Below are 20,064 nucleotides of genomic sequence, written 5' to 3' on the forward strand. Positions count from 1 at the left end.
TGTTATTAGCAAATGAATTATTCCGAACTAATCAAAACCCTAATTACCGACCCCATAGAAGTGGGCGATGAATTATGGGTGTTTAAGATTGAAATTTTTAAACACCCAAATGGCTATTTTGCGAGTCTTTGGCGATTGGATACTTATAATATCGCCCCTACTTTTCCAACAGTAGCAGGGCATATTGCCAGCGAAAGTTTCTTTATTGATGAGAGTTTTCGTTTTGATGGCTTGGGATTATATGGCGATGATTTAAAGTATTTTAAAACGCTTGATGATTGCCAAACCTATGTATTAAACTGCTTAAATCAAACTTTTAATATTAAGGAAATAAATATGAACGATTTATCTTTAAATACTTATCTTGATGTGCGTAACCCTGCTCAAATTCAAGGTGATATGGTATTATTTTGTGCTGACATTAAAGAGGGCGATACCTTATCCAATGACTATGTCGCCAATATTTGGGGTTATACAGGGGCTAATATCAGTCCAGAGCTACAATGGAAAAACGCCCCACAAGAGACCAAAAGTTTTGTCCTGACAATGTACGACCCAGACGCTCCAACAGGCTGTGGCTGGCAACATTGGAATGTCTTTAATATTCCTGCCGATTGGAGTAAATTGCCAAAAGGTCAATCCAATGATTTTGGCAATGGTATTTTGGAATTAAAAAATGACGCTGGACTTGATGGTTTTATTGGAGCCTTTCCGCCTAAAGGCGATAAACCACACCGTTATATTTTTACGCTATATGCTCTAAATGAAATGCTGGACTTGCCAAATACAATTAGCCCTGCGGTACTTGGATTTAATTTAAATGGTAAGGTACTCGCAAGTGCCAGTTTGACGGCTTATTATAACTGGTAAGTTTAAATGGAGATATCAAATGCCAATATCATTATTTGAACAACATTATCAAGCATTACAACATTTGGATAATGGGATTAAAATTCAACTCATTGAGCAATTACAAAAAGATGTTTATCAACAACCATTGAATGACTTATCAAAATTAACCGCCCATACAGACTTTGTAAATGGCAATTCTGACGATTTTGTGAGTATGAATTGGGAAAAGGAGTTAAATCTTGATTTCCCACAATGATGTTTATTTGGATACGCACGCTATTGTTTGGCTTTACACAAAAGAGTTGCATAAATTTTCAAGTAATGTATTGGAAATATTAAAGCATAATTATCTTTTGATATCACCAATGGTAAAATTAGAATTGCAATATCTTTATGATAAAAAACGAGTCAATGCTCCACCCAATCAAGTTTTAAACTCGTTACAACAAGTTTTACATTTAAAGATTTGCCATAAAAACTGGCTTGATGTTGTTAATGTGGCATTAACCTGTAATTTTACTCGTGATGCATTTGACCGTTTAATTGTCGCTCACGCAATGCTTGATAATAGCATTTTAATTAGCAAAGATGAAAAATTAACCGAACATTATAAAAATTGTGTTTGGTAAGTGATTTAAACTTAAAAGGTACTTTTATGAAGCAATACACCACCAAAATCGGCATTGTTGCCCCCCTAGACCGTGCCAATGTGGATACCGATTTGATTATCCCCAAGCAGTTTTTAAAATCCATCAAACGCACAGGTTTTGGCGATAATTTATTTGATGAACTGCGTTATATGGACGAAGGTTATTTGGGGCAGGATATTTCAAAACGCCCAAAAAACCCTGATTTTGTGTTAAACCAAGACCGCTATCAAGGAGCAACGATTCTGCTTGCTCGCACTAACTTTGGTTGTGGCTCCTCTCGTGAACACGCCCCTTGGGCATTAAATGAATATGGCTTTCGCACGGTGATTGCCCCAAGTTTTGCCGATATTTTTTATAATAACTGCTTTAAAAACGGAATGCTTCCTGTGATATTATCAGAAAGTGAAGTTGATGAACTCTTTAATGAATGTTTTGAAAATGTCGGCTATCAATTGACGGTAGATTTACAAAATCAAAAAGTGATTAGTCCATCTGGTAAAGAATATGCCTTTGAAGTGGATGCATTTCGTAAGCATTGTTTATTAAATGGTTTAGATGATATTGGTCTAACTTTGCAAAATGCCGATGAAATCCGTGCCTTTGAAGAAAAAGCCAAAGCGGATAGACCTTGGGTATTTAGAGAATTGACAGCTTGATATGACTTTTAATATTGCAAGTTATTTATTTGAAGGCTTAACCAATTTAAATGATGGGTTTGATAGTCCAAATATTTTTTATGTTTGTCAAGATGATTTTGAGATTGTCCTTAATCGTGCAGAACAAAAAAATATTAACATTTGGGGTATTGAGCCGTGGTTAGATGGTGAATTTTATGGCGTAGCAATCTATGAAGATTATGGATTGTCCGCCAATGACCCAAATTGGTATCGTCAGGCTTTTGAAAAATTTAAAAAAGAAAACAGCCATTTGCAATATGCAATTACTTTTGGTTAAGTGAATTTAAATTAAGGAATATGTATGAAACACATCGCAATCCTAAATGGCGACGGTATCGGACCTGAAATCGTTGCCCAAGCAGTTAAAGTTTTGGATAAACTCATTGAACAAGGCTTACAAGTTTCTTATGAATACGCCAAACTGGGCGGAGAGGCTTATGATGCTTATGGCGTGCCATACCCTGCCCAGACCCAAGAGATTGTACGAAAAGCCGATGCGGTGCTACTTGGGGCGGTAGGTTCGCCACAATATGACACTTTGGATAGACCGCTTAGACCAGAACGAGGGCTTTTGGCAATTCGTAAGGATTTAAATTTATTTGCCAATTTGCGTCCTGCAATTCTTTATAAAGAACTTGCTAATGCCTCTACTTTAAAACCAGAGGTGGTATCAGGGCTTGATATTTTGATTGTGCGAGAACTCACAGGCGATATTTATTTTGGCGAACCTCGTGGTATTATTACCAATGATAAAGGCGAAAAAGAGGGCTTTAATACAATGCGATATTCTGAGAGTGAAATTCGCCGTATTGCCAAAGTGTCTTTTGAAGCGGCACAAAAACGAAATAAAAAACTCTGCTCAGTGGATAAAGCCAATGTTTTAGAAACCACCGAACTTTGGAAAGAGATTTTTACAGAAGTTGGCAAAGACTATCCTGATGTACAGCTTAGCCATATGTATGTGGATAATGCAGCAATGCAATTGGTTAAAAACCCCAAGCAGTTTGATGTGGTGGCGACAGGTAATATCTTTGGCGATATTCTCTCCGACCAAGCCTCAATGCTGACAGGCTCTATTGGTATGCTCCCATCGGCAAGCCTTGACGAAAATGGCAAGGGCTTGTATGAGCCATCACACGGCTCAGCTCCTGACATTGCAGGGCAGGACAAGGCAAATCCTTTGGCGACCATTTTGTCTTTGGCAATGCTTTTGCGGTACAGCGTGGGCGATGAAGTGCGTGCGGTGCAGGTAGAAAGTGCGGTACAACAGGTGCTGGCGGACGGTCTAAGAACGGCGGATATTTATGAAGAGGGGACAACTTTGGTTAGTTGTAGTCAGATGGGTGATGCGGTGCTGGCAAAGCTATCCATTTAATGTCAGTTTTTGATGTGTAATATTAGAAATTGGCAATTTTGCTGAATGATGATATATCTACGTCATACGCCTTTATCAAATATTTTGTCTCATGCTCATGGTTGTTTGACAATAAATGACCGTGAGCGTGTTGGTCATTATCGGCATGGTATATTAAGTCGCTTTTGCCAAATCAATCATTTACCTATGCCTATTTATGATAAAAATGATTATGGCAAACCCTTTGCAAAAAATATCCCCATTTTATCTTTTAATCAGTCGCATTGTGCCAGTGATTATGTATTGATATATAGTCTTGATGTTAAAAATATCGGTGTGGATATTGAAAATACCAATCGTCAAGTTAAATTTCATAATTTGGCAAAACGCTATTTTCACAATGATGAATATAAAATTTGGCAAAATGATTATTATGATGAATGTTTGTGGTTTAAACTGTGGACAATTAAGGAAGCGGTATTAAAAGCAAGTGGCATTGGCATTCGTTTGCCCCTAAATGAAATCAGGGCGGTATTTATTGATGGTGATACAGGTTATGTTTACCATAAAGATATTGGTAAATTTTATTTTAAAAATATCATGATAAATGCTTGTATGACAACGGTGGCATATCCCTTTGAATATGGTGATGTTCAAATCAAATTATAACATATTAGCTAGACTGTATATTTTTTTAATTTTAATCAAATTGGCTATGAAAGATGTGTTGTGTAATGGAAAATTAAAGTAACGCCATAATTCATTTGATATTTTGGCTAGACCTGTATTTTTGGTTCGTCCATGATGTAGGTTGGTAAATCAAAAATAAAAATACTGTTTTATCATCATGGTTTTTTCTTAAAAAACAAAGTTTGATTGTTGTCATCTCTAAATAACAGCTGATTTTCATCAACTTGATAGCTGATGTTGTCATTTTTAATAAAATGTTGTATGGTGGTTTCGTGGTCAGGATAACAACCAACTAAGGTAGAAAATGACATGGTTTTAATCTTAATCACTTTATTTGTTGTTTTATCAAAACCAACAATGCTACTATTATGATTGCAACCTGCATCCACAGAAAAATGATACTGATAATTTAGGTCATAATCAGGGTCGTGCATTTCTCCACGTTTTTCGGATTTGGCAAAATTAAGGGTGATTGTACCATCTAGCAATTTTAAGTTTTCATCAATAAGATTTTCTCCCTTTTCAAATTGCCAAGTGTGCTGAGTCAGTAAAGACAACTGCTCATCAATGCTGAGTGTTTGTTTGGTGGAAATGTGATTGCTTTGATGATTTGATGGTAGTGCGTTATTATGACACCCTAACAATACGCTGGTTAAAGCAATGATTGATAAAAAATTATTTATTTTCATCTACCTTCTCCCAAGACATTAAACGTTTCATGATTTTATAAAACAACGTATTCTTTTTATAATCACCTTTTTTATTCTTATCATTGACGGATAAACCAGTTAATAATTGCAACGCTTCATAAACATTATTAATGGCATAAATGTGGAATTGTTTATTTTTTACCGCATTAATAATGTCATCATTGAGCATTAATTGTGTGATGTTGGTTTTTGGAATGATTACCCCTTGTTTTCCTGTCAACCCTCGCTCTTTGCAAATATCAAAAAAGCCTTCTATTTTGGCATTGACACCGCCAATTGCTTGAGCTTCGCCCAGTTGATTCATTGAGCCTGTGATGGCAATGGATTGATGAATTGGTGTATTTGCCAATGCTGATAATAACGCCACGCATTCAGCAAGGGTGGCAGAATCTCCGTCAATATGGCTGTAACTTTGCTCAAAAGCAAGGCTGGCTGAGAAGTTAAGCTCGGCAAATTCGCTAAATAGTGAACGTAAAAAATTTGTCATGATGAGCATGCCTTTGGCGTGTAAACTGCCACCCAATTCTACATCACGTTCAATGTCTAATATCTCCCCTGTGCCAAATTTTGGGGTGATGAGTGCAGTTAGGCGGGCAGGTAGCCCAAATTCACTATCGGCATAACTAATCACGGTCAAGGCGTTGATTTGCCCTATGGCAAAACCATCGGTTTTGATGAGTTGTTGTCCATTATTTAATTCTTGCCAGTATAATTCTTTTAAATAACCTTGACGTTCTTTGATGTTATCTAAGGCGGATTTGACGTGGTTGATATTGACGTTTTGGGTTTTTTGTGATGAGTGCTGTAATTGGTGTTGATGTGCTGATTCTACCACCAATTGTAATAATCGGTCGCTGTGCAAATCTAATTTATTTTGGTCATCAGCATAAAATGACAATTCATCAAGAATAATTTCAAAAGCGGATTTATCAAATGTTGGCAAATTGTATTTTTTTATCATATCAAGTATTTTGTGAATGATAAATAATTCGCTGTCGGTATTTCTAGGAAGTGTGTCATTAAAGTCAGCTCTTATTTTAAAGGTGCTATTAAACTCTGGCTCAAATTCCAATAATTCATAATACAAATCTGGCTCGCCTAACAAAATGACTTTAATGGACAAATCTACACTATCAGGCTCTAAGGAAACCGAACCTGTAAGTGTGAGCATTTGCTCTAAACTGGATATACGGATTTGTTTGGATTGTAATGCTCGTTTTAAGCCTTGCCATGCGTAGGGGTGTTCTAATAATGATGATGCTTCTAATAGTAAATATCCGCCATTAGCTTTATGTAATGCTCCTGCCCTTATCATGCTGGCATCAGTTAAGATTGTGCCTAATTGAGTGATGTATTCAATATGTCCAAGTAAATTGGGGTGGGTAGGCATATCTTCAAAAACAATCGGAGCTCCACTATTGGGTATATGGCTAACCGCAACATTGACATAATAACGATTGGGAACATTACCGACAGTTTTTACCATAAAATCTTCGTCATGCTCTACGATAAATAAAATATTGTCAATGATGTCACTTTCATAATCTTTTAAATATTGGGCAATTTTTGGGTGGTGATGGGCATATTTTTTGATGATGGGGGTAATTAGGGGAGTGATGATTTTTTGAATGAGTGTTTGGTGCAGTTCATCAATTTTTTGATTGACTTCATTTTCTAAATTATCAAGTTCAATGTTAATTTTGGATAGTTTTTTTTGTAATTTGTCAAGTGCGGTGTTATTGATGGGTTTGTTGTCATCAATGGGGGTAAATACCGCTTTTTGGTCGGTGGGTTGTAATAAGGTTAAATTGTGATTTTTAGCCACATCATTTAATTCATCAATGAGTTGGCGTTCGTATTTTTGAGCAGATTGTTTGATGCTAGCGACACTATTTTGGTAGCTAATGCTATTAAATTTAGTGAGTATTTTTTGATAAAGTGTGTGCCACAATTTATGAACATCTTTGGCAAATAATGCCCCTTGACCACTAGGTAGGGTTAGGGCAATTGGATTTCTGGGGGTGGTAAAATGCTGAACATAGACCAAATCGGGTGGTGTGGGCTCATTTTTGGCACGTTTGGCAAGCATACGAGTGATAAATGTGCGTTTACCAAGCCCATTTTCGCCCACCGCAAAGACGTGATAACCGTTGGCACGAATGTCAAGGGCGGTCTGAATGGCATTGACGGCACGGCGTTGCCCAAAACTTTCATCAAGTGTGTGCAACTGCGTGGGCAATGATGCAAGCTGAGTATGGCGTTTTAGGGCGGTGTGGGGCAGACGATACAAGGCAAATGGGTCGGTCATATTGGCAATAAAGTTTACATAAAAAAGAGATATTTTAACAGATAATAATATGATAAAATAGCAAGTTTACAAATTATCATTATACCATCATGACTTATCATAAAATATCTGCGGATGCAGATGGTTTTAGTAGTGAATTACAACAGTTTGCTCATGACCTAAACTTGACATTTAGTGAAGTTCAGATTAATCAGTTATTGGGTTATCTGGATAATCTACTTCTTTGGACAAAAGTATATAATTTGACTGCCATTACTGCACCCAAAGATGCTTTTGTCAAGCATATTTTAGATTGTTTGGCGATTGTGGCGGATTTGCCTTTGGCTAAACAATCAGGCGTGAGTGTGCTAGATATCGGTACGGGGGCAGGTTTGCCATCTGTTATCATTGCCATCATGCGACCTGATTGGCAAATCACCGCCCTTGATAGTAATGGCAAAAAAATCCGCTTTATCAAACAAATGGTGGGTGAATTAAAATTAACCAATATCATGCCTGTTGCAAGCCGTATCGAAGAGTTTGATGGTGAATTTGATGTAATTACGTCTCGTGCTTTTGCCAGTCTTGATGATTTTGTCAATCTTGCCAAGCCTTATCTTAAAAGCGATGGCGTACTGTACGCCATGAAAGGTAAAGTGCCAACGGCTGATGATTTGGCGAATTTGAGTGATTGGCAAATCAACATCAAACCCATCAGCGTTCCCAAATTGAGCGATGAACGTTGTGTGGTATATTTGAGCAAATGATGTTTTATAACTAATTGATTTAAAAGGTAAATTATGGAAATTATCGCAATCGCCAACCAAAAAGGTGGAGTTGCCAAAACAACCACTGCTGTCAATTTAGCTTATGCGTTGGCACTGATTGGCAAAAAAAGAGTTTTACTCATTGACCTAGATGCACAGGGCAATGCGACAACCAGTTTGGGGTTTGACAAAAACGAGTTGTCCTATACGGTAGCAGATGTATTGCTCGATGGTGTGCCTTTGGCAGATACTATTTTGTATGGTAATGATTTAGACATCATCGGAGCAAATCGTGATTTGGCAGGGATTGATGTGTCGTTGGCAGATGTGGCGGATGCACCGTTGTTGCTAAAAAACGCCATTTTGGACAGTCATTTAGACTATGATTTTGTCATCATGGACTGTGCTCCTAGCCTCAGTCTTTTGACAGTGAACGCATTGGTGGCAACCGATGGTGTGATTATCCCCATGCAATGTGAATATTTTGCGTTGGAGGGTATTGCAGATTTGATGGATACGATTGAAAAACTTACCACCATCAATCCCAAACTTCATGTACGTGGCGTGGTGCGGACGATGTTTGATGGGCGTAGTACACTTGTGCAGGACGTGTCTGCGGAGCTTGAAAATTATTTTGGGGATAAACTGTACAAAACTTACATTCCCAGAAGCATTCGCCTTGCCGAAGCCCCAAGTTTTGGCAAATCCATCTTTGAATACGAAAAATCCTCCAAAGGGGCAATTGCTTATCATGAGCTGATGAACGAAGTGTTGGCACAACGTGCGTGATGAGGTCAATTTTTAGGGCATGACTTACGAAAAAGTAAGAAGTTGTGTTACAATAACAAACTATTTTGTGTTGATTGGTAATTTGGCATGACAAAAAAGCGTGGACTTGGTTCTAAGCGGGGCTTAGAAGCTCTGATGGGTAGCATTAAAAAAGAAAAAGAACTGACTTCGGTGGCACTTATGCCAACTGCCGATGCGTCTGCCCCTACCCAGTCATTACAGGCATCAGCCTCCACCAATCATACTTCACCCTCTTTAAAGGTGCAAATAACCCAAACGCAAAGCACCAAGCCAGTATCTACCACGCTCACAACTGACACCGACGAACAAGTGGCGTTGGTGGATATTGATGTGGCACGTCTACAATCAGGCAAATATCAGCCACGCCGTCAGATGAATGAAGATGGGCTTAACGAACTTGCCAACTCTATCCGTCAGCACGGTGTCATGCAACCCATTGTCATTCGCCCATTGCTGACAGGCGAAGCCAAATCAGACGGTATCACCCACGAAATCATCGCAGGCGAGAGACGTTGGCGAGCATCAAAAATAGCAGGGCTTACCACCATACCCGCCATTGAACGTGTGTTATCTGATGAAGTGGCGATTGCGTTGGCACTCATTGAGAATATTCAGCGTGAAGATTTGCACGTTTTAGAACAAGCCGAAGCGTTGGAACGTTTTCATACCGAATTTGGCATGAGTCATGCGATGATAGCGGATGTGGTGGGCAAAGCTCGGGCGACTGTTACCAACCTTTTGCGTCTTAACCATTTACATGACCAAGTTAAAATCTATATGCGTCAAGGTCAGCTTGATATGGGTCATGCCCGTACGCTGTTGTCATTATCCCAAGAGCAACAGCCACACATCGCCAAAAAAATCATCGATGCCCAGATGACGGTACGTGAAGCCGAAAAGTTGGTTAAATCTATCTTAAATCCAGAGCCAAAACCTATTGCGGTCAATAGCCATGAAATCATTGCCCTAAATCAGCGTCTGTCTGATGCACTAGGAGCAAGCGTTAAATTGAAACAGGGTAAGGATGGCAAAGGCAGTATGGAAATCTTTTTTCACAGTCATGATGAACTGTCTCAACTGCTTAGCCAGTTTGGTGTTCAATAGTTTTTTTCTTAAAATTAAAAAAGGTATCAATATATGTGGGAGCTTGTCAAAGCAGGTGGTATTTTGATGTTGCCAATCGTCATCTGTTCTATCGTGGCACTCGTGATTGTGATAGAGCGTGGGCGAAAATTGGGTTTTTCCAAAGTCGCTCCAAGTCAGCTTCGGGAGCAACTCATCGCTCAGTTATGTGGTAAAGATGGCTTGACTCGCAATCAGCTTTTGAGCGTGAAAGAGCATTCACCACTGGGCGATATTTTAGCAACAGGACTTTTGTATCGCAAATATGGTGTGGATAGCATGACCATGCACATGCAAAACCGTGCCAGCGTCCAGATAGCCAACCTAGAAAAAAACATCAATATGTTAGGTACGATTGGGGCGGTTGCACCACTTTTGGGGCTTTTGGGGACAGTTTTGGGGATTATCAGCTCATTTTTGGCAATCACCAACGGAGCAATGCAAGACCCTACCATGCTGGCTGCTGGCGTCTCCCAAGCACTCATCACAACCGCAGCAGGTATGTTTGTTGCCATTCCTGCACTCATGGCATATCGTTTTTACCAAAGACGCATTGTGGATATCAATGCCAAATTTGAAACCGAAGCAGGTTTACTTATCCAAGAAATGTACGATTATCAACTCATGAATACTGATGTTGATGACAAAGACAAGAAAAACGCCAAAAACAGCGACTAAAAGGGTGTCAGATGAGATTTCGTAAACCAACCGTTGAACCTTTGGAAATCAATCTAACTCCGATGATTGACTGTTTGCTATTTTTGATTGTGTTTTTGCTCCTTGCAACTACCTTTAATCATTTTAGTCGCATTAACATTATTTTGCCAGAAGCAGAAGGGGTGGCAGTAACCAACGAGGGCAAGCAGATTGAAGTTGCTGTCAAAAAAGATGGCACTTATCTGGTGAACGGTGTGGCACTGGCAAGTAGCAGTGAAGCCGAGCTGATTAATATGCTCCAAAAAGAAGCAGGTACTGACCGTAAGCAACTCTTTGTCATTGCAGCCGATGCCGAAGCATCTCACCAAGCGGTGGTGCGTGCGATGGATGTGGCGGGCAAGATGGGTTTTTTAAATCTCAACATCAGTACCGTTGTGCCGATGGCTCATAAAAATAATGCCAAATAATCTTTTAAGTCAGTAATCATGAATGCCCCAACTGTAATTTTATCCACCAACCAAACCCATCGTTTGCACCATGCGTTTTTTATTCCTGTGGGTGAAATTAAGGCAACATTGCTTATCGTACATGGCATGAGTGAGCATGGTGGACGCTATGCCAAGTTTGCCCAGTTTTTGGCAGATAATGGCATACTGGTAGCAACTTATGATCAGCTTGGACATGGGCAGACTGCCAAAGATGAGAGCGAATTGGGGTTTTTTGATGAAAAACACCCTGTACAAACACTGTGCAAAGATGTGATTGTTGTGGCGAACGCTCTAAAAAATCAAGCCAATTTACTGACTAAAAACCAACCAAACACCAAAATTCCCCATTTTATCATGGGGCATTCAATGGGGTCGTTTATTGTGCGGACGGTATTAGTACACCATGCCACAAGCTTTGATGGGGCGATTTTGATGGGGACGGGCAATTCGTTTGGTACGCTCAACACACTAAGCATGGGTTATTTGGCGGTGCAAAACAAACTTAATCCCAAAAAGAAAAATCTACTTCTTGCTAGTGTTGTCAACCATCATTTGCTTGGTCAGATTACTTATCCCATCAGCCATTCGCCCTTTGCGTGGTTGTCAGAAAATCTGCAAAACATTCAAACGTTTGAAAATGATTCCTTGTGTGGATTTGTGTTTACCAATAATGGCTTTTTTACACTCAATCAATTTATCAAAAAAGCAACATCCGCCCATTGGTATGCTCATTTACCCAATGATTTTGGGGTGTTGCTTGTCAGTGGTAAAGATGACCCTGTGGGTAACATGGGGCAGGATATTGTTGATTTGCAAGAAAATTTAATCAATATTGGCAAAAATTGCACCGTCAGACTTTATCCCAATATGCGTCATGAGCCATTGCATGAGACAGACAATCAGCGAGTTTACCAAGATATCATACATTGGCTAAACGTGAATATGAAGATATGTTGAACCTTTATACACCATTTGCATTTGGCAATAGTTTAGAAATGAAAAGATGGTGTTTTTACATTAAAAATTACCCGACCACTTAATTCCATCAATTAAGATTAGTCTTGATGTTGCTAGATTAAGTGGTTGGGTGTTTTGAAGTATCAAAAATTTGTCTGATAGAAAACTTATAGCCTACGTTTTTTCCTAGAAAAACGTGCGATTTATCTCATTTGTAATTGCAAATACAAAAGTTCAACATACCTTAGTAAAAATGATGAAAAATCATTGATAAAATTGTGCTAAAATATCCCTACTTTTTATCATTAGGAATGTCTTATGAGTCTTGAACAAATCATTGAAACTGCCTTTGACAACCGTGCCAATTTTGGGGCAGCCGATTGCCCATCTGATGTGCGTTCTGCCGTTGAAGAGGTGCTTGCCAAATTGGATAAAGGCGAACTTCGTGTTGCCCAAAAGATTGATGGTGAGTGGGTGGTTCATCAATGGGTCAAAAAAGCGGTGCTATTATCCTTTAAAATCAATGACAACCGCCCAATGAACACAGGCGAGCTTGGTTTTTATGACAAGGTGGACACCAAGTTTAACGGTTGGAGTGAAGAAGATTACAAAAACGCAGGCGTGCGTGTTGTGCCACCAGCCGTTGCCAGAAAAGGCTCATTTATCGGCAAAAATGTGATTTTGATGCCAAGCTACACCAACATCGGTGCCTATGTGGACGAAGGCACGATGGTGGATACTTGGGCGACTGTCGGCTCTTGTGCCCAAATCGGCAAAAATGTGCATCTGTCGGGCGGTGTGGGCATTGGTGGTGTGCTTGAACCTTTGCAAGCCAATCCCACCATCATTGAGGACAACTGCTTTATTGGGGCAAGAAGTGAGATTGTAGAAGGGGTGATTGTTGAGGAAGGCTCGGTCATCTCAATGGGTGTGTACATCGGTCAATCCACCAAAATCTATGACCGTGAAACAGGCGAAATTCACTATGGACGAGTGCCAGCAGGCTCTGTGGTCGTACCAGGCAACTTGCCAAGCCCTTGCGGTAAATATAGCCTATATGCTGCCATCATCGTCAAAAAAGTGGATGCCCAAACCCGTGCCAAAACTTCCATCAATGATTTGCTAAGAGCGGACTAATCTGATTATTCTTGGTAAAATAAAATTGCGATAAAGTTACTTTATCGCAATTTTTTTAATGTTCTATATGAGAGTGGCGATGGGTATTTTTATGTTCTTTTAAAATCTCCGACAACTTTTTGTTGTTCTCATAAAAATTGCGACAGTTTTGGCACATCATCAAGTGTAACGTCAATTCGGCAGTTTGCAGAAGCCCAATTTTTTCATCGCAGGCACGACTGGCTAATTGACTAATTTCTTGGCAAGTTTTCATAATTTTTTCCGTTCATCATCAAACCAATGGCGAGTTAAGCACGCTTGCAAATTGATTCTGGCACGATACATCAATACATAATAATTTTGATGGCTGATTTTTAAAGTTTGGCATATTTCATTACTATCCAATCCAAGATATTCTTTCATTAAAAATACTCGAGCCTGTTCACCTTTTAAATGACTTAAACAATATTCCAATACCTGCCAAAAATCTTGATTGTGAGCGTGTATTTCTGGGTCATTCCATGAGTTATCAAAAGTATGGAACAAATATTCATCTTGCCAATGCCCACTGTCTTGAAACATCAGTTCGGATAATTCCAATTCATCGTCATCATTGGCGGACAATTCACTCATCAAGACATATTTTTGATTGTTTCTTAATATGTCAGAAATCTTATGTTTTAAAATGGCAAAAACCCAACTTTTAAATGCACAATTACCCTTAAATTTATGGCTGTCTTTAATCGCTCCCATCAAGCATTCTTGTACTGCATCTTGTGCTAATTCATTGTCGTTTAATTGGTTTTGGGAAAATTTTAATAAATGATTGTATAAATTAGATAATTCTTTTTCATTTAAAAAATCTGACAAATTTTCTTTATCTTTTAATAAATGAACAAGAAAATTTTGATAAGTATCATTCATTTTTTAATCCCAATTTTTGATTAAAAAATTTTGCCAAATAATAATCAATACTAACATATTTTCCTGCCCCATAAAACAATAAAGGCAAAAGCATAATCAAATAAGTGATAGAGAATTCCATGCCGTTATTTAAAATGACAAAATTACCAAATTCGGTTAGCCATTCATAATTGCCATGTTCTTGCAAAATAGTACGGGCTTTTTCTAAACGTTCGGCAACTTGTGGAGCATTAGCAACGCTATTTTGGGCGGACGAAAAACCTAAATTTGCCCAAAAGGAAGCAATGCTGGTTTCTCCTTCACTTGATGCAATTGCAAACCAGCCGTTTTTTAAATGCACAGCAAAGCCTGCTACTGCCATTGAAATGATTAATGACACACTAAAAAATCTGGTCAAAAACCCAAATAATAATGCAAATCCACCCACCAATTCAGCAAAAATTACAAGTGCAGTCATCAAGGTAGGAAATGGCAAACCAAGTCCCCATTCGCTATTACCAAGCCAATTGGCAGTATCAGAAAAACTGTTGAATTTAGCAAGCCCTGCAATGATAAAAATTGGTGCCAAATAAATACGTAATGCCAATAATAATGTAAAATCTAGGATTTTTAATTTTTGTAGCAATTGATAATAAAGTTTGTATAATGTTTTCATTATGATGCTCCTCATACCTAATTAAAAAGAATATGGTTATTGACCAACATTTGTAATAACTCATCACCAAACTTAATTAGCCCATCAACGTCTTGATAATCAATACTATTTGCAAAATCAGCTAATAGGGTATTTTTATCTTGATAAATGGTTTGGTTGTTGGTGATAAATTCCAGAAATAAATAGGTTAATAAATTGATTTCCACAAATTTAACCTTATCATTATGTCTTAACACCACCAAAAAAGTATTTTCTAATGCAATATCAACATTTTCGCTAATTTTGTGTACAGGGTATAAATAGTAATGATTTTGAACACTATTATTCAAATAATAGCTTTGCACATCATTTAAAATTAGTTTATTTGCTTGATTGGGAAAAGTTTCTGTATGTAGCTCCAACCATTCATAATGAGCAAGTTCGGACAAATAAGCGGGCAGTAACTTTTTAATTTCATCGTGTGATAAGGTTAATTCGTTAAGCCAAACACTTTTGTCAAAGTCGCCATCGTCCATTTGCGATAAAAATTCCACAAATTGCATGGGAATTTCAGTAAAATAAGGTGAATGTGTGGGATACCGTTGAAAAAAGTACAAACATAAGGTTCGCCAATTCTCACCCATGATGCTTTTACAAATAGGAAAGCATTGATTTAAAAAGCCACAAACATTATTAAAAATCAGGTCTTGATAAATTTTGCCTACACGAGTGGGAATGTTGTCACCATTGTTTTGGCGTTGCGAACGCAGATAATCACCAAATTCGTTTTGGAATTTTTTTAAAGAATGAGGAGCAAATAACATTAAGGGCATTTTAATTCCAATGAATGCAAATGGGTTAAGCAGTTAATCTAATATTCGTTAGGTGATTGGTAACTTCTTGGTATTGATTGTGTTGGTGCTGATGGATGATATTGACTTCACGCATTAGACTTTCCAACTCTGGAAAATTAAAATCTCGCTCCAAACAAGTGGGAATTTCAATCGCTTTTTTGCCTGTTCTTCTGTATATTTCGGCATAGGCTTCATCCAATAATTGCCAAACAGGCTCAATGACGTCATTGCCGTGCGTATCAATAATAAACCCATCTGCTTCTACATAATGTCCTGCAATGTGCATATAACATACTTTTTCTAAGGGTAATTGATGTAAATAGTCAATGGGGTCAAAGTTAAAGTTTTGGCTATTGACATAAATATTATTAATATCCAAATGCAATAAGCAATCAGCTTCTTTGACTACTGCACTGATAAACTGAGCATCACTCATATCACTATCTGGTGGTTGATAATAATAGCTGGCATTTTCAAAACCAATCTGCATTTCCATGATGTCTTGGGCTTGTCTAATGCGATGAGCTGTCCATTTTACCGCATCATCGGTACAAGGAATGGGTAATAGCTCATATAAATGTCCCAAATCGTCCGAAGTCCACGCCAAATGCTCGGTATAGAGCGTCATGTCGTGGGCTTGCATAAATTTTTTGGTATTTTTTAATAACTCTATATCCAATTTGGCACTACTACCAATAGATAAAGATAATCCATGACAAATAAAGGGGAAGCGTTCGGTATAAGCACGGAGCATTTTTTCAAAACGCCCACCCATTTGCCCATTTGAATTGAGCCAATTTTCGGGAGATACTTCAAAAAAATCAATGCCTGATAATGATTGTTCTTGCATTTTTTGATAAAGTTCACGGCGAAAACCTAAGCCCGCCCCTTTTAATGATTTTTTGTTCATTGTAATTACACTCATTTAGGTATTAAATTTATTTTTTGTATTTAATGTTATTTTTATTTATTATTAAATACAAAAAATAAACTAATGTTGATACATTTTTATAATAACGGTAATTAGGGTGTGTTGAATATTGTTATTTGCAATGAAAAATGAGAAAAATCGCACGTTTTTCAAGGAAAAAGTGAAGTTTGATAATTATTCTATCAAACAAGATTTAGCCATTTTTCATGCAAAAATTAATAAAAAGCGTTAAAGTTTAATCGTTTTTATAAATAATGTTATCAATGTTCAGCACACCCTAAGCCAATTACCGTTATTATGATTTAAGATAACTTATTTGCTTTCGGTAGGTTTGTTAGCACCACAAGATGCTTCCGAAGTTTTGCCACCACAAGAACCCTCAGAAGTTTTGCTGTCAGTGCTTGCTGTGGTTGTGGCAGTAGCGTTTGTGCCACCGCATTTACCTTCACCACATTTGCCTTCACTGGCTTTGCTGTCGGTGCTTGCTTTGGCATCGCCTCCACACTTACCTTCACCACATTTACCTTCGGCAGTTTTACCATCGGCGGTTGCAGTTGCCGTTGCTTGGTCGCCACCGCATTTACCCTCACCACATTTGCCTTCGGCGGTTTTGGTGTCAGCAGGGGTAGCGTTGGCACTATCAACAGTCTGGGCTTTTTCGCTGTTTTGGTAGCCTTGCTCCATCGATTTGGCTTCAAAGGGCTGTTCTTGCTTGGCTTCTTGCTGTGAACAGGCGACCGTACCTGCGATAAGTGAGCCAAGTAGGGCGGTTTTTGCTAATTTTTTCATAAAAAACTCCGAAGTTTAGACATTAGAAAAACTGGGGCATATATTTTATCGCCTTGGTCATTTAGTCGCAAGAAGTTAGTAAAATCTTACAAAAATTTTTGTAATTTTTATGATAATTTTTCAATGAATAAAATTAGTAAAATGTATGATGAAAATAAAGCATAAGTCACCCAACCAACCCAAAATCTGCTAAAATAACCAGTTTTATCAAAAATAATTGCACTCTATGTCTAGCACTTTACGAAACACCCATATCCCCACCACCGACCCATCGGCAGGGCTTAGACTGACCGAAATTTTTTATTCCTTACAAGGCGAAGCATTGACTTCTGGCTTGCCGACCATTTTTATTCGCTTGACAGGTTGCCCTTTGCGGTGTACTTATTGCGACACCACTTATTCTTTTACAGGTGGAGAGCGGTGGGCATTGGACGATATTTTGACCCATATTGCCAAATATCCATGCAAACGAGTGTGCGTAACGGGTGGCGAGCCACTTGCTCAGCCAAATGCCATTGCTTTGATGAAACTATTGTTAGAAAATGGCTATGAGATTTCCCTAGAAACGGCAGGGGCATTGTCGGTAAAAGATGTACCGATAGCGGTGTCTAAGGTAATGGATTTAAAAACACCATCATCAGGCGAAGATGGCAAAAATTTGTGGAAAAATTTGGATTATCTCACCGCCCACGACCAGCTAAAAATCGTCATTGCCGACCGTGCCGATTATGAATGGGCGGTGGAGAAGCTGTGGCAGTACGATTTACACAAAAAAGTGGGCGTGGTCTGGTTTTCGCCAATGTTTGAAATTGATGAGCGTAAAAGCGATGTACCAAACATTGCCGTACAATTAGCCGAATGGATTCTATCAGATGGTTTGCCAGTACGCCTACAACTACAACTGCACAAAATTATCTGGGCGGATGCACGGGGTAAATGATGTTTAAATCATATTATGATGTGTTTTTATTTGGTTTGATTGGTGGCGATGATATCAAGGTTTAAGTATCTTTTTTGGTGTTTCATGATATAATTTGGTTTTGTTGACATGACAAACCAGATATTGTTTGAATGTTTTTATTGATAATTTTGGAGTGTATGATGAAATTTGTAAAAAGTATGATGAGCGTTGCTGTATTGGCGGTGGTGATGACAGGTTGTACTACCGTTAGCCTACAAGATGCACGTCATGACACAACCATGCTTGAGCAGGCTTTGACAACCACTCAACAAAACCTAGATGAAGCCACTTATCAAGCGATGGTGGTGCAAAATGCCGAACAAGCAGTATTGGCTTCCGCCAAAGCTGATAAGCAAGCTCTCAAAGCCCAAAAGAAAGCCGAGCGTGCCAGAAAAAAAGCGGAACGTGCCCAAAAGCGTGCCGAAAAACGAGCCTTAAAAGCCCAAAAGAAAGCCGAGCGTGCTGAATCTCGTGCCAAAAAAGCCTCTATAAAAATCTCTCAAGCACAAGAAGTACTATCCCAATAGTGCAGATAATTTGTGATACCATTTTCTGATTTAGCTATTTATGTGCTTGACATGATTGGCGTGATTGCTTGTGCGGTGGCAGGGACGACTTTGGCATTGTACAAGCGTTTTGATTTTTTTGGGTGTATTTTGGTGTCAATGGTTGGGGCGATTGGCGGTGGGACATTGCGTGATGTCATGCTTGATCGCCACCCACTTTTTTGGATGATTGATTTAAATTATGTCATTGTCATCACCATTACTTCATTGATTTGCCAAATCTTTTTTGGATTATATAAAAAAATTGGTTGGACACTCAAATTTTTTGATGCTATTGGACTTTCGGCATTTAGTCTCATTGGTCTAAAAGTTGCTCTAAGTTATGGAGCTTCTGCACCGATTGCAGTACTTATGGCGGTGCTGACCAGTATCGCAGGTGGTATCATGCGGGATATGATTTGTAATGAAATACCACTTGTTTTACAAAAAGAAATCTATATCAGTGCTAGCATTATCGGCTCTTGTCTGTACTTGGCATTGACAAAATGGGGACTGCCCACCCACATAACCGAAACGCTCTGTCTTATGACGATTTTTGGTGTGCGAATGCTTGCTATTAGATTTGATTGGCATTTGCCAAGTTTGAGTGGACGGTTTTAACAATGGTGAATTTTAAAAAGTATTGGCGTAAATTGATAGACCGTTTATTTTATTTTTTGCTCACTGTGGCAATGCTAATGCTTTTGTTGGTTAGTGCTATGTTAATGTCTGAAAGTACCATAATGCCAATGATTGCCAAACATAAAGCAAAAGACCCTAATAATATCAAAACAGGCGGTTGTTTGATGTATAAAGGTCAAATGACAGGAAAAAACAACGCCAGTTTATATTCATTAAACGGTCAAGACAAAAAGGGAATGGGCGAAATCACCATTAAAAAATCGCCTTTTGAAAGAAAGTGGGAATCCTATCACGATTTCTTTGATTCCAAAGGTTTGTGCAAGCGTATTGACCCCAACCAATTTAAATCCCACCAAGAGTGGGATAATTATGATGGGTGGTTTCATAAAAAATTTCATAAAAAATATGACAATGAATGTTTTATGGTGGATTATGTTTCCACAAAGTTTTGGATATTTGAAATGGATTTTATTTATGATGTGGATAAAAATTTTGTGTGTTTAGAATAGGGCATACTCACCTTTTATAACATGATTTGTATTTATCAATAATTTAGAGGCACCCCAAACTGTTGGAATCAAGCCAAATGTGTTTTAAGATAACACAATGACATTAATAAGAAAAATTTTCATCTTTTTGTACCAAAG

General features: G+C 38.4%; 26 protein-coding genes. 18 read left to right on the forward strand and 8 right to left on the reverse strand.

The features are described from left to right. The first annotated feature begins 12 nt into the window (after positions 1–12). Genes MOB01S_RS12770 through MOB01S_RS01830 form a run of 7 tightly spaced genes read left to right on the forward strand, consistent with a single transcriptional unit; the run spans position 13 to position 4,202 of the window. On the forward strand, positions 13–870 hold the full coding sequence (locus MOB01S_RS12770) for a YbhB/YbcL family Raf kinase inhibitor-like protein (protein WP_245639976.1): 858 nt from the start codon (positions 13–15) through the stop codon (positions 868–870). Between the two features lie 19 nt (positions 871–889). Then, positions 890–1,108, forward strand: coding sequence for a hypothetical protein (locus MOB01S_RS01805; RefSeq protein ID WP_066800696.1), 219 nt, complete (start codon positions 890–892; stop codon positions 1,106–1,108). A 7-nt stretch (positions 1,109–1,115) separates the two neighbouring features. Then, positions 1,116–1,481 (forward strand): type II toxin-antitoxin system VapC family toxin, encoded by a 366-nt coding sequence (locus MOB01S_RS01810; RefSeq protein WP_281177217.1) that lies wholly within the window; start codon positions 1,116–1,118, stop codon positions 1,479–1,481. 26 nt (positions 1,482–1,507) lie between these two features. After that, the gene (gene leuD / locus MOB01S_RS01815) at positions 1,508–2,158 is read left to right on the forward strand and encodes a 3-isopropylmalate dehydratase small subunit (protein ID WP_066800698.1); all 651 of its coding nucleotides are present in this window, start codon (positions 1,508–1,510) and stop codon (positions 2,156–2,158) included. Position 2,159: 1 nt separating this feature from the next. Next, on the forward strand, positions 2,160–2,456 hold the full coding sequence (locus MOB01S_RS01820; RefSeq protein WP_066800705.1) for a hypothetical protein: 297 nt from the start codon (positions 2,160–2,162) through the stop codon (positions 2,454–2,456). A gap of 24 nt (positions 2,457–2,480) precedes the next feature. Continuing rightward, on the forward strand, positions 2,481–3,554 hold the full coding sequence (leuB, locus tag MOB01S_RS01825; protein ID WP_066800711.1) for a 3-isopropylmalate dehydrogenase: 1,074 nt from the start codon (positions 2,481–2,483) through the stop codon (positions 3,552–3,554). 45 nt (positions 3,555–3,599) lie between these two features. After that, the gene (locus MOB01S_RS01830; protein WP_066800714.1) at positions 3,600–4,202 is read left to right on the forward strand and encodes a 4'-phosphopantetheinyl transferase family protein; all 603 of its coding nucleotides are present in this window, start codon (positions 3,600–3,602) and stop codon (positions 4,200–4,202) included. A gap of 176 nt (positions 4,203–4,378) precedes the next feature. Here the strand turns inward: MOB01S_RS01830 and MOB01S_RS01835 are convergent, their stop codons facing one another. Next, positions 4,379–4,912 carry a hypothetical protein gene (locus tag MOB01S_RS01835; protein ID WP_066800717.1) on the reverse strand — a complete coding sequence of 178 codons (534 nt, stop codon included), beginning with the start codon at positions 4,910–4,912 and terminating at the stop codon, positions 4,379–4,381. Continuing rightward, complete coding sequence (locus MOB01S_RS01840) at positions 4,899–7,241, reverse strand: ATP-binding protein (RefSeq protein ID WP_066800720.1); 2,343 nt, start codon at positions 7,239–7,241, stop codon at positions 4,899–4,901. The genes MOB01S_RS01835 and MOB01S_RS01840 overlap by 14 nt, the downstream gene beginning before the upstream one ends. A gap of 89 nt (positions 7,242–7,330) precedes the next feature. On the opposite strand from MOB01S_RS01840, the gene rsmG reads away from it, so the two are divergent. The 7 genes from rsmG (at position 7,331) to dapD (ending at position 13,158) form a co-directional block, all read left to right on the forward strand. Beyond that, positions 7,331–7,987 (forward strand): 16S rRNA (guanine(527)-N(7))-methyltransferase RsmG, encoded by a 657-nt coding sequence (gene rsmG / locus MOB01S_RS01845; protein WP_066800723.1) that lies wholly within the window; start codon positions 7,331–7,333, stop codon positions 7,985–7,987. Positions 7,988–8,020: 33 nt separating this feature from the next. Then, entirely contained in the window at positions 8,021–8,776 is a 756-nt protein-coding gene (locus tag MOB01S_RS01850) for a ParA family protein (RefSeq protein WP_066800726.1), read from the forward strand. An 87-nt stretch (positions 8,777–8,863) separates the two neighbouring features. Next, positions 8,864–9,901 carry a ParB/RepB/Spo0J family partition protein gene (locus MOB01S_RS01855; RefSeq protein WP_066800729.1) on the forward strand — a complete coding sequence of 346 codons (1,038 nt, stop codon included), beginning with the start codon at positions 8,864–8,866 and terminating at the stop codon, positions 9,899–9,901. A 33-nt stretch (positions 9,902–9,934) separates the two neighbouring features. After that, positions 9,935–10,597, forward strand: a complete 663-nt coding sequence (locus MOB01S_RS01860) for a MotA/TolQ/ExbB proton channel family protein (RefSeq protein WP_066800732.1) — start codon at positions 9,935–9,937, stop codon at positions 10,595–10,597. 11 nt (positions 10,598–10,608) lie between these two features. Further along, positions 10,609–11,043: an ExbD/TolR family protein gene (locus MOB01S_RS01865; protein ID WP_066800734.1), complete on the forward strand. Its 435-nt coding sequence runs from the start codon at positions 10,609–10,611 to the stop codon at positions 11,041–11,043. 18 nt (positions 11,044–11,061) lie between these two features. After that, on the forward strand, positions 11,062–12,021 hold the full coding sequence (locus tag MOB01S_RS01870) for an alpha/beta fold hydrolase (protein ID WP_066800737.1): 960 nt from the start codon (positions 11,062–11,064) through the stop codon (positions 12,019–12,021). Positions 12,022–12,339: 318 nt separating this feature from the next. Then, the gene (gene dapD, locus MOB01S_RS01875; RefSeq protein ID WP_066800740.1) at positions 12,340–13,158 is read left to right on the forward strand and encodes a 2,3,4,5-tetrahydropyridine-2,6-dicarboxylate N-succinyltransferase; all 819 of its coding nucleotides are present in this window, start codon (positions 12,340–12,342) and stop codon (positions 13,156–13,158) included. Between the two features lie 55 nt (positions 13,159–13,213). Here dapD and MOB01S_RS01880 read toward each other — a convergent pair whose 3' ends face one another. From MOB01S_RS01880 to MOB01S_RS12665, 6 genes are all read right to left on the reverse strand, one after another. Next, positions 13,214–13,411 carry an anti-sigma factor family protein gene (locus tag MOB01S_RS01880; protein ID WP_066800743.1) on the reverse strand — a complete coding sequence of 66 codons (198 nt, stop codon included), beginning with the start codon at positions 13,409–13,411 and terminating at the stop codon, positions 13,214–13,216. Further along, complete coding sequence (locus MOB01S_RS01885) at positions 13,408–14,061, reverse strand: sigma-70 family RNA polymerase sigma factor (RefSeq protein WP_066800746.1); 654 nt, start codon at positions 14,059–14,061, stop codon at positions 13,408–13,410. The genes MOB01S_RS01880 and MOB01S_RS01885 overlap by 4 nt, the downstream gene beginning before the upstream one ends. Then, on the reverse strand, positions 14,054–14,716 hold the full coding sequence (locus MOB01S_RS01890) for an HvfX family Cu-binding RiPP maturation protein (protein WP_066800749.1): 663 nt from the start codon (positions 14,714–14,716) through the stop codon (positions 14,054–14,056). The genes MOB01S_RS01885 and MOB01S_RS01890 overlap by 8 nt, the downstream gene beginning before the upstream one ends. 17 nt (positions 14,717–14,733) lie before the next feature. Then, on the reverse strand, positions 14,734–15,528 hold the full coding sequence (locus MOB01S_RS01895; protein WP_066800752.1) for an HvfC family RiPP maturation protein: 795 nt from the start codon (positions 15,526–15,528) through the stop codon (positions 14,734–14,736). 25 nt (positions 15,529–15,553) lie between these two features. Then, the gene (locus tag MOB01S_RS01900) at positions 15,554–16,474 is read right to left on the reverse strand and encodes an HvfB family MNIO-type RiPP peptide maturase (protein WP_245639977.1); all 921 of its coding nucleotides are present in this window, start codon (positions 16,472–16,474) and stop codon (positions 15,554–15,556) included. Positions 16,475–16,792: 318 nt separating this feature from the next. Further along, the gene (locus MOB01S_RS12665) at positions 16,793–17,269 is read right to left on the reverse strand and encodes an HvfA family oxazolone/thioamide-modified RiPP metallophore (RefSeq protein ID WP_066800757.1); all 477 of its coding nucleotides are present in this window, start codon (positions 17,267–17,269) and stop codon (positions 16,793–16,795) included. A 226-nt stretch (positions 17,270–17,495) separates the two neighbouring features. Between MOB01S_RS12665 and queE the strand changes: the two genes are divergently transcribed. The 4 genes from queE (at position 17,496) to MOB01S_RS01925 (ending at position 19,926) form a co-directional block, all read left to right on the forward strand. Then, a complete protein-coding gene (gene queE / locus MOB01S_RS01910; protein ID WP_066800759.1) occupies positions 17,496–18,209 on the forward strand; it encodes a 7-carboxy-7-deazaguanine synthase QueE in 714 nt (237 codons plus the stop codon). A gap of 161 nt (positions 18,210–18,370) precedes the next feature. Next, positions 18,371–18,757 carry a hypothetical protein gene (locus tag MOB01S_RS01915; protein WP_066800761.1) on the forward strand — a complete coding sequence of 129 codons (387 nt, stop codon included), beginning with the start codon at positions 18,371–18,373 and terminating at the stop codon, positions 18,755–18,757. 51 nt (positions 18,758–18,808) lie between these two features. Further along, positions 18,809–19,396 carry a trimeric intracellular cation channel family protein gene (locus tag MOB01S_RS01920; RefSeq protein ID WP_066800782.1) on the forward strand — a complete coding sequence of 196 codons (588 nt, stop codon included), beginning with the start codon at positions 18,809–18,811 and terminating at the stop codon, positions 19,394–19,396. A gap of 104 nt (positions 19,397–19,500) precedes the next feature. Then, on the forward strand, positions 19,501–19,926 hold the full coding sequence (locus MOB01S_RS01925) for a hypothetical protein (protein ID WP_169798109.1): 426 nt from the start codon (positions 19,501–19,503) through the stop codon (positions 19,924–19,926). Positions 19,927–20,064 lie beyond the last annotated feature (138 nt).

The sequence above is a fragment of the Moraxella oblonga NBRC 102422 genome (genome assembly GCF_001598275.1).
Lineage (GTDB): Bacteria > Pseudomonadota > Gammaproteobacteria > Pseudomonadales > Moraxellaceae > Moraxella > Moraxella oblonga.

What these genes read in the sequence shown, in the direction of transcription:
- queE (WP_066800759.1), top strand. Translation starts at nt 17,496, where the DNA reads ATGTCTAGCACTTTACGAAACACCCATATCCCCACCACCGACCCATCG.
- MOB01S_RS01835 (WP_066800717.1), bottom strand. Translation starts at nt 4,912, where the DNA reads ATGAAAATAAATAATTTTTTATCAATCATTGCTTTAACCAGCGTATTG.
- leuB (WP_066800711.1), top strand. Translation starts at nt 2,481, where the DNA reads ATGAAACACATCGCAATCCTAAATGGCGACGGTATCGGACCTGAAATC.
- MOB01S_RS01890 (WP_066800749.1), bottom strand. Translation starts at nt 14,716, where the DNA reads ATGAAAACATTATACAAACTTTATTATCAATTGCTACAAAAATTAAAA.
- MOB01S_RS01865 (WP_066800734.1), top strand. Translation starts at nt 10,609, where the DNA reads ATGAGATTTCGTAAACCAACCGTTGAACCTTTGGAAATCAATCTAACT.
- MOB01S_RS01915 (WP_066800761.1), top strand. Translation starts at nt 18,371, where the DNA reads ATGAAATTTGTAAAAAGTATGATGAGCGTTGCTGTATTGGCGGTGGTG.
- MOB01S_RS01840 (WP_066800720.1), bottom strand. Translation starts at nt 7,241, where the DNA reads ATGACCGACCCATTTGCCTTGTATCGTCTGCCCCACACCGCCCTAAAA.
- MOB01S_RS01880 (WP_066800743.1), bottom strand. Translation starts at nt 13,411, where the DNA reads ATGAAAACTTGCCAAGAAATTAGTCAATTAGCCAGTCGTGCCTGCGAT.
- MOB01S_RS01885 (WP_066800746.1), bottom strand. Translation starts at nt 14,061, where the DNA reads ATGAATGATACTTATCAAAATTTTCTTGTTCATTTATTAAAAGATAAA.
- MOB01S_RS01850 (WP_066800726.1), top strand. Translation starts at nt 8,021, where the DNA reads ATGGAAATTATCGCAATCGCCAACCAAAAAGGTGGAGTTGCCAAAACA.
- MOB01S_RS01900 (WP_245639977.1), bottom strand. Translation starts at nt 16,474, where the DNA reads ATGAGTGTAATTACAATGAACAAAAAATCATTAAAAGGGGCGGGCTTA.
- MOB01S_RS12665 (WP_066800757.1), bottom strand. Translation starts at nt 17,269, where the DNA reads ATGAAAAAATTAGCAAAAACCGCCCTACTTGGCTCACTTATCGCAGGT.
- MOB01S_RS12770 (WP_245639976.1), top strand. Translation starts at nt 13, where the DNA reads ATGAATTATTCCGAACTAATCAAAACCCTAATTACCGACCCCATAGAA.
- MOB01S_RS01870 (WP_066800737.1), top strand. Translation starts at nt 11,062, where the DNA reads ATGAATGCCCCAACTGTAATTTTATCCACCAACCAAACCCATCGTTTG.
- MOB01S_RS01920 (WP_066800782.1), top strand. Translation starts at nt 18,809, where the DNA reads ATGATTGGCGTGATTGCTTGTGCGGTGGCAGGGACGACTTTGGCATTG.
- leuD (WP_066800698.1), top strand. Translation starts at nt 1,508, where the DNA reads ATGAAGCAATACACCACCAAAATCGGCATTGTTGCCCCCCTAGACCGT.
- MOB01S_RS01805 (WP_066800696.1), top strand. Translation starts at nt 890, where the DNA reads ATGCCAATATCATTATTTGAACAACATTATCAAGCATTACAACATTTG.
- MOB01S_RS01860 (WP_066800732.1), top strand. Translation starts at nt 9,935, where the DNA reads ATGTGGGAGCTTGTCAAAGCAGGTGGTATTTTGATGTTGCCAATCGTC.
- MOB01S_RS01925 (WP_169798109.1), top strand. Translation starts at nt 19,501, where the DNA reads ATGTCTGAAAGTACCATAATGCCAATGATTGCCAAACATAAAGCAAAA.
- MOB01S_RS01830 (WP_066800714.1), top strand. Translation starts at nt 3,600, where the DNA reads ATGATGATATATCTACGTCATACGCCTTTATCAAATATTTTGTCTCAT.
- MOB01S_RS01895 (WP_066800752.1), bottom strand. Translation starts at nt 15,528, where the DNA reads ATGCCCTTAATGTTATTTGCTCCTCATTCTTTAAAAAAATTCCAAAAC.
- rsmG (WP_066800723.1), top strand. Translation starts at nt 7,331, where the DNA reads ATGACTTATCATAAAATATCTGCGGATGCAGATGGTTTTAGTAGTGAA.
- MOB01S_RS01855 (WP_066800729.1), top strand. Translation starts at nt 8,864, where the DNA reads ATGACAAAAAAGCGTGGACTTGGTTCTAAGCGGGGCTTAGAAGCTCTG.
- dapD (WP_066800740.1), top strand. Translation starts at nt 12,340, where the DNA reads ATGAGTCTTGAACAAATCATTGAAACTGCCTTTGACAACCGTGCCAAT.
- MOB01S_RS01820 (WP_066800705.1), top strand. Translation starts at nt 2,160, where the DNA reads ATGACTTTTAATATTGCAAGTTATTTATTTGAAGGCTTAACCAATTTA.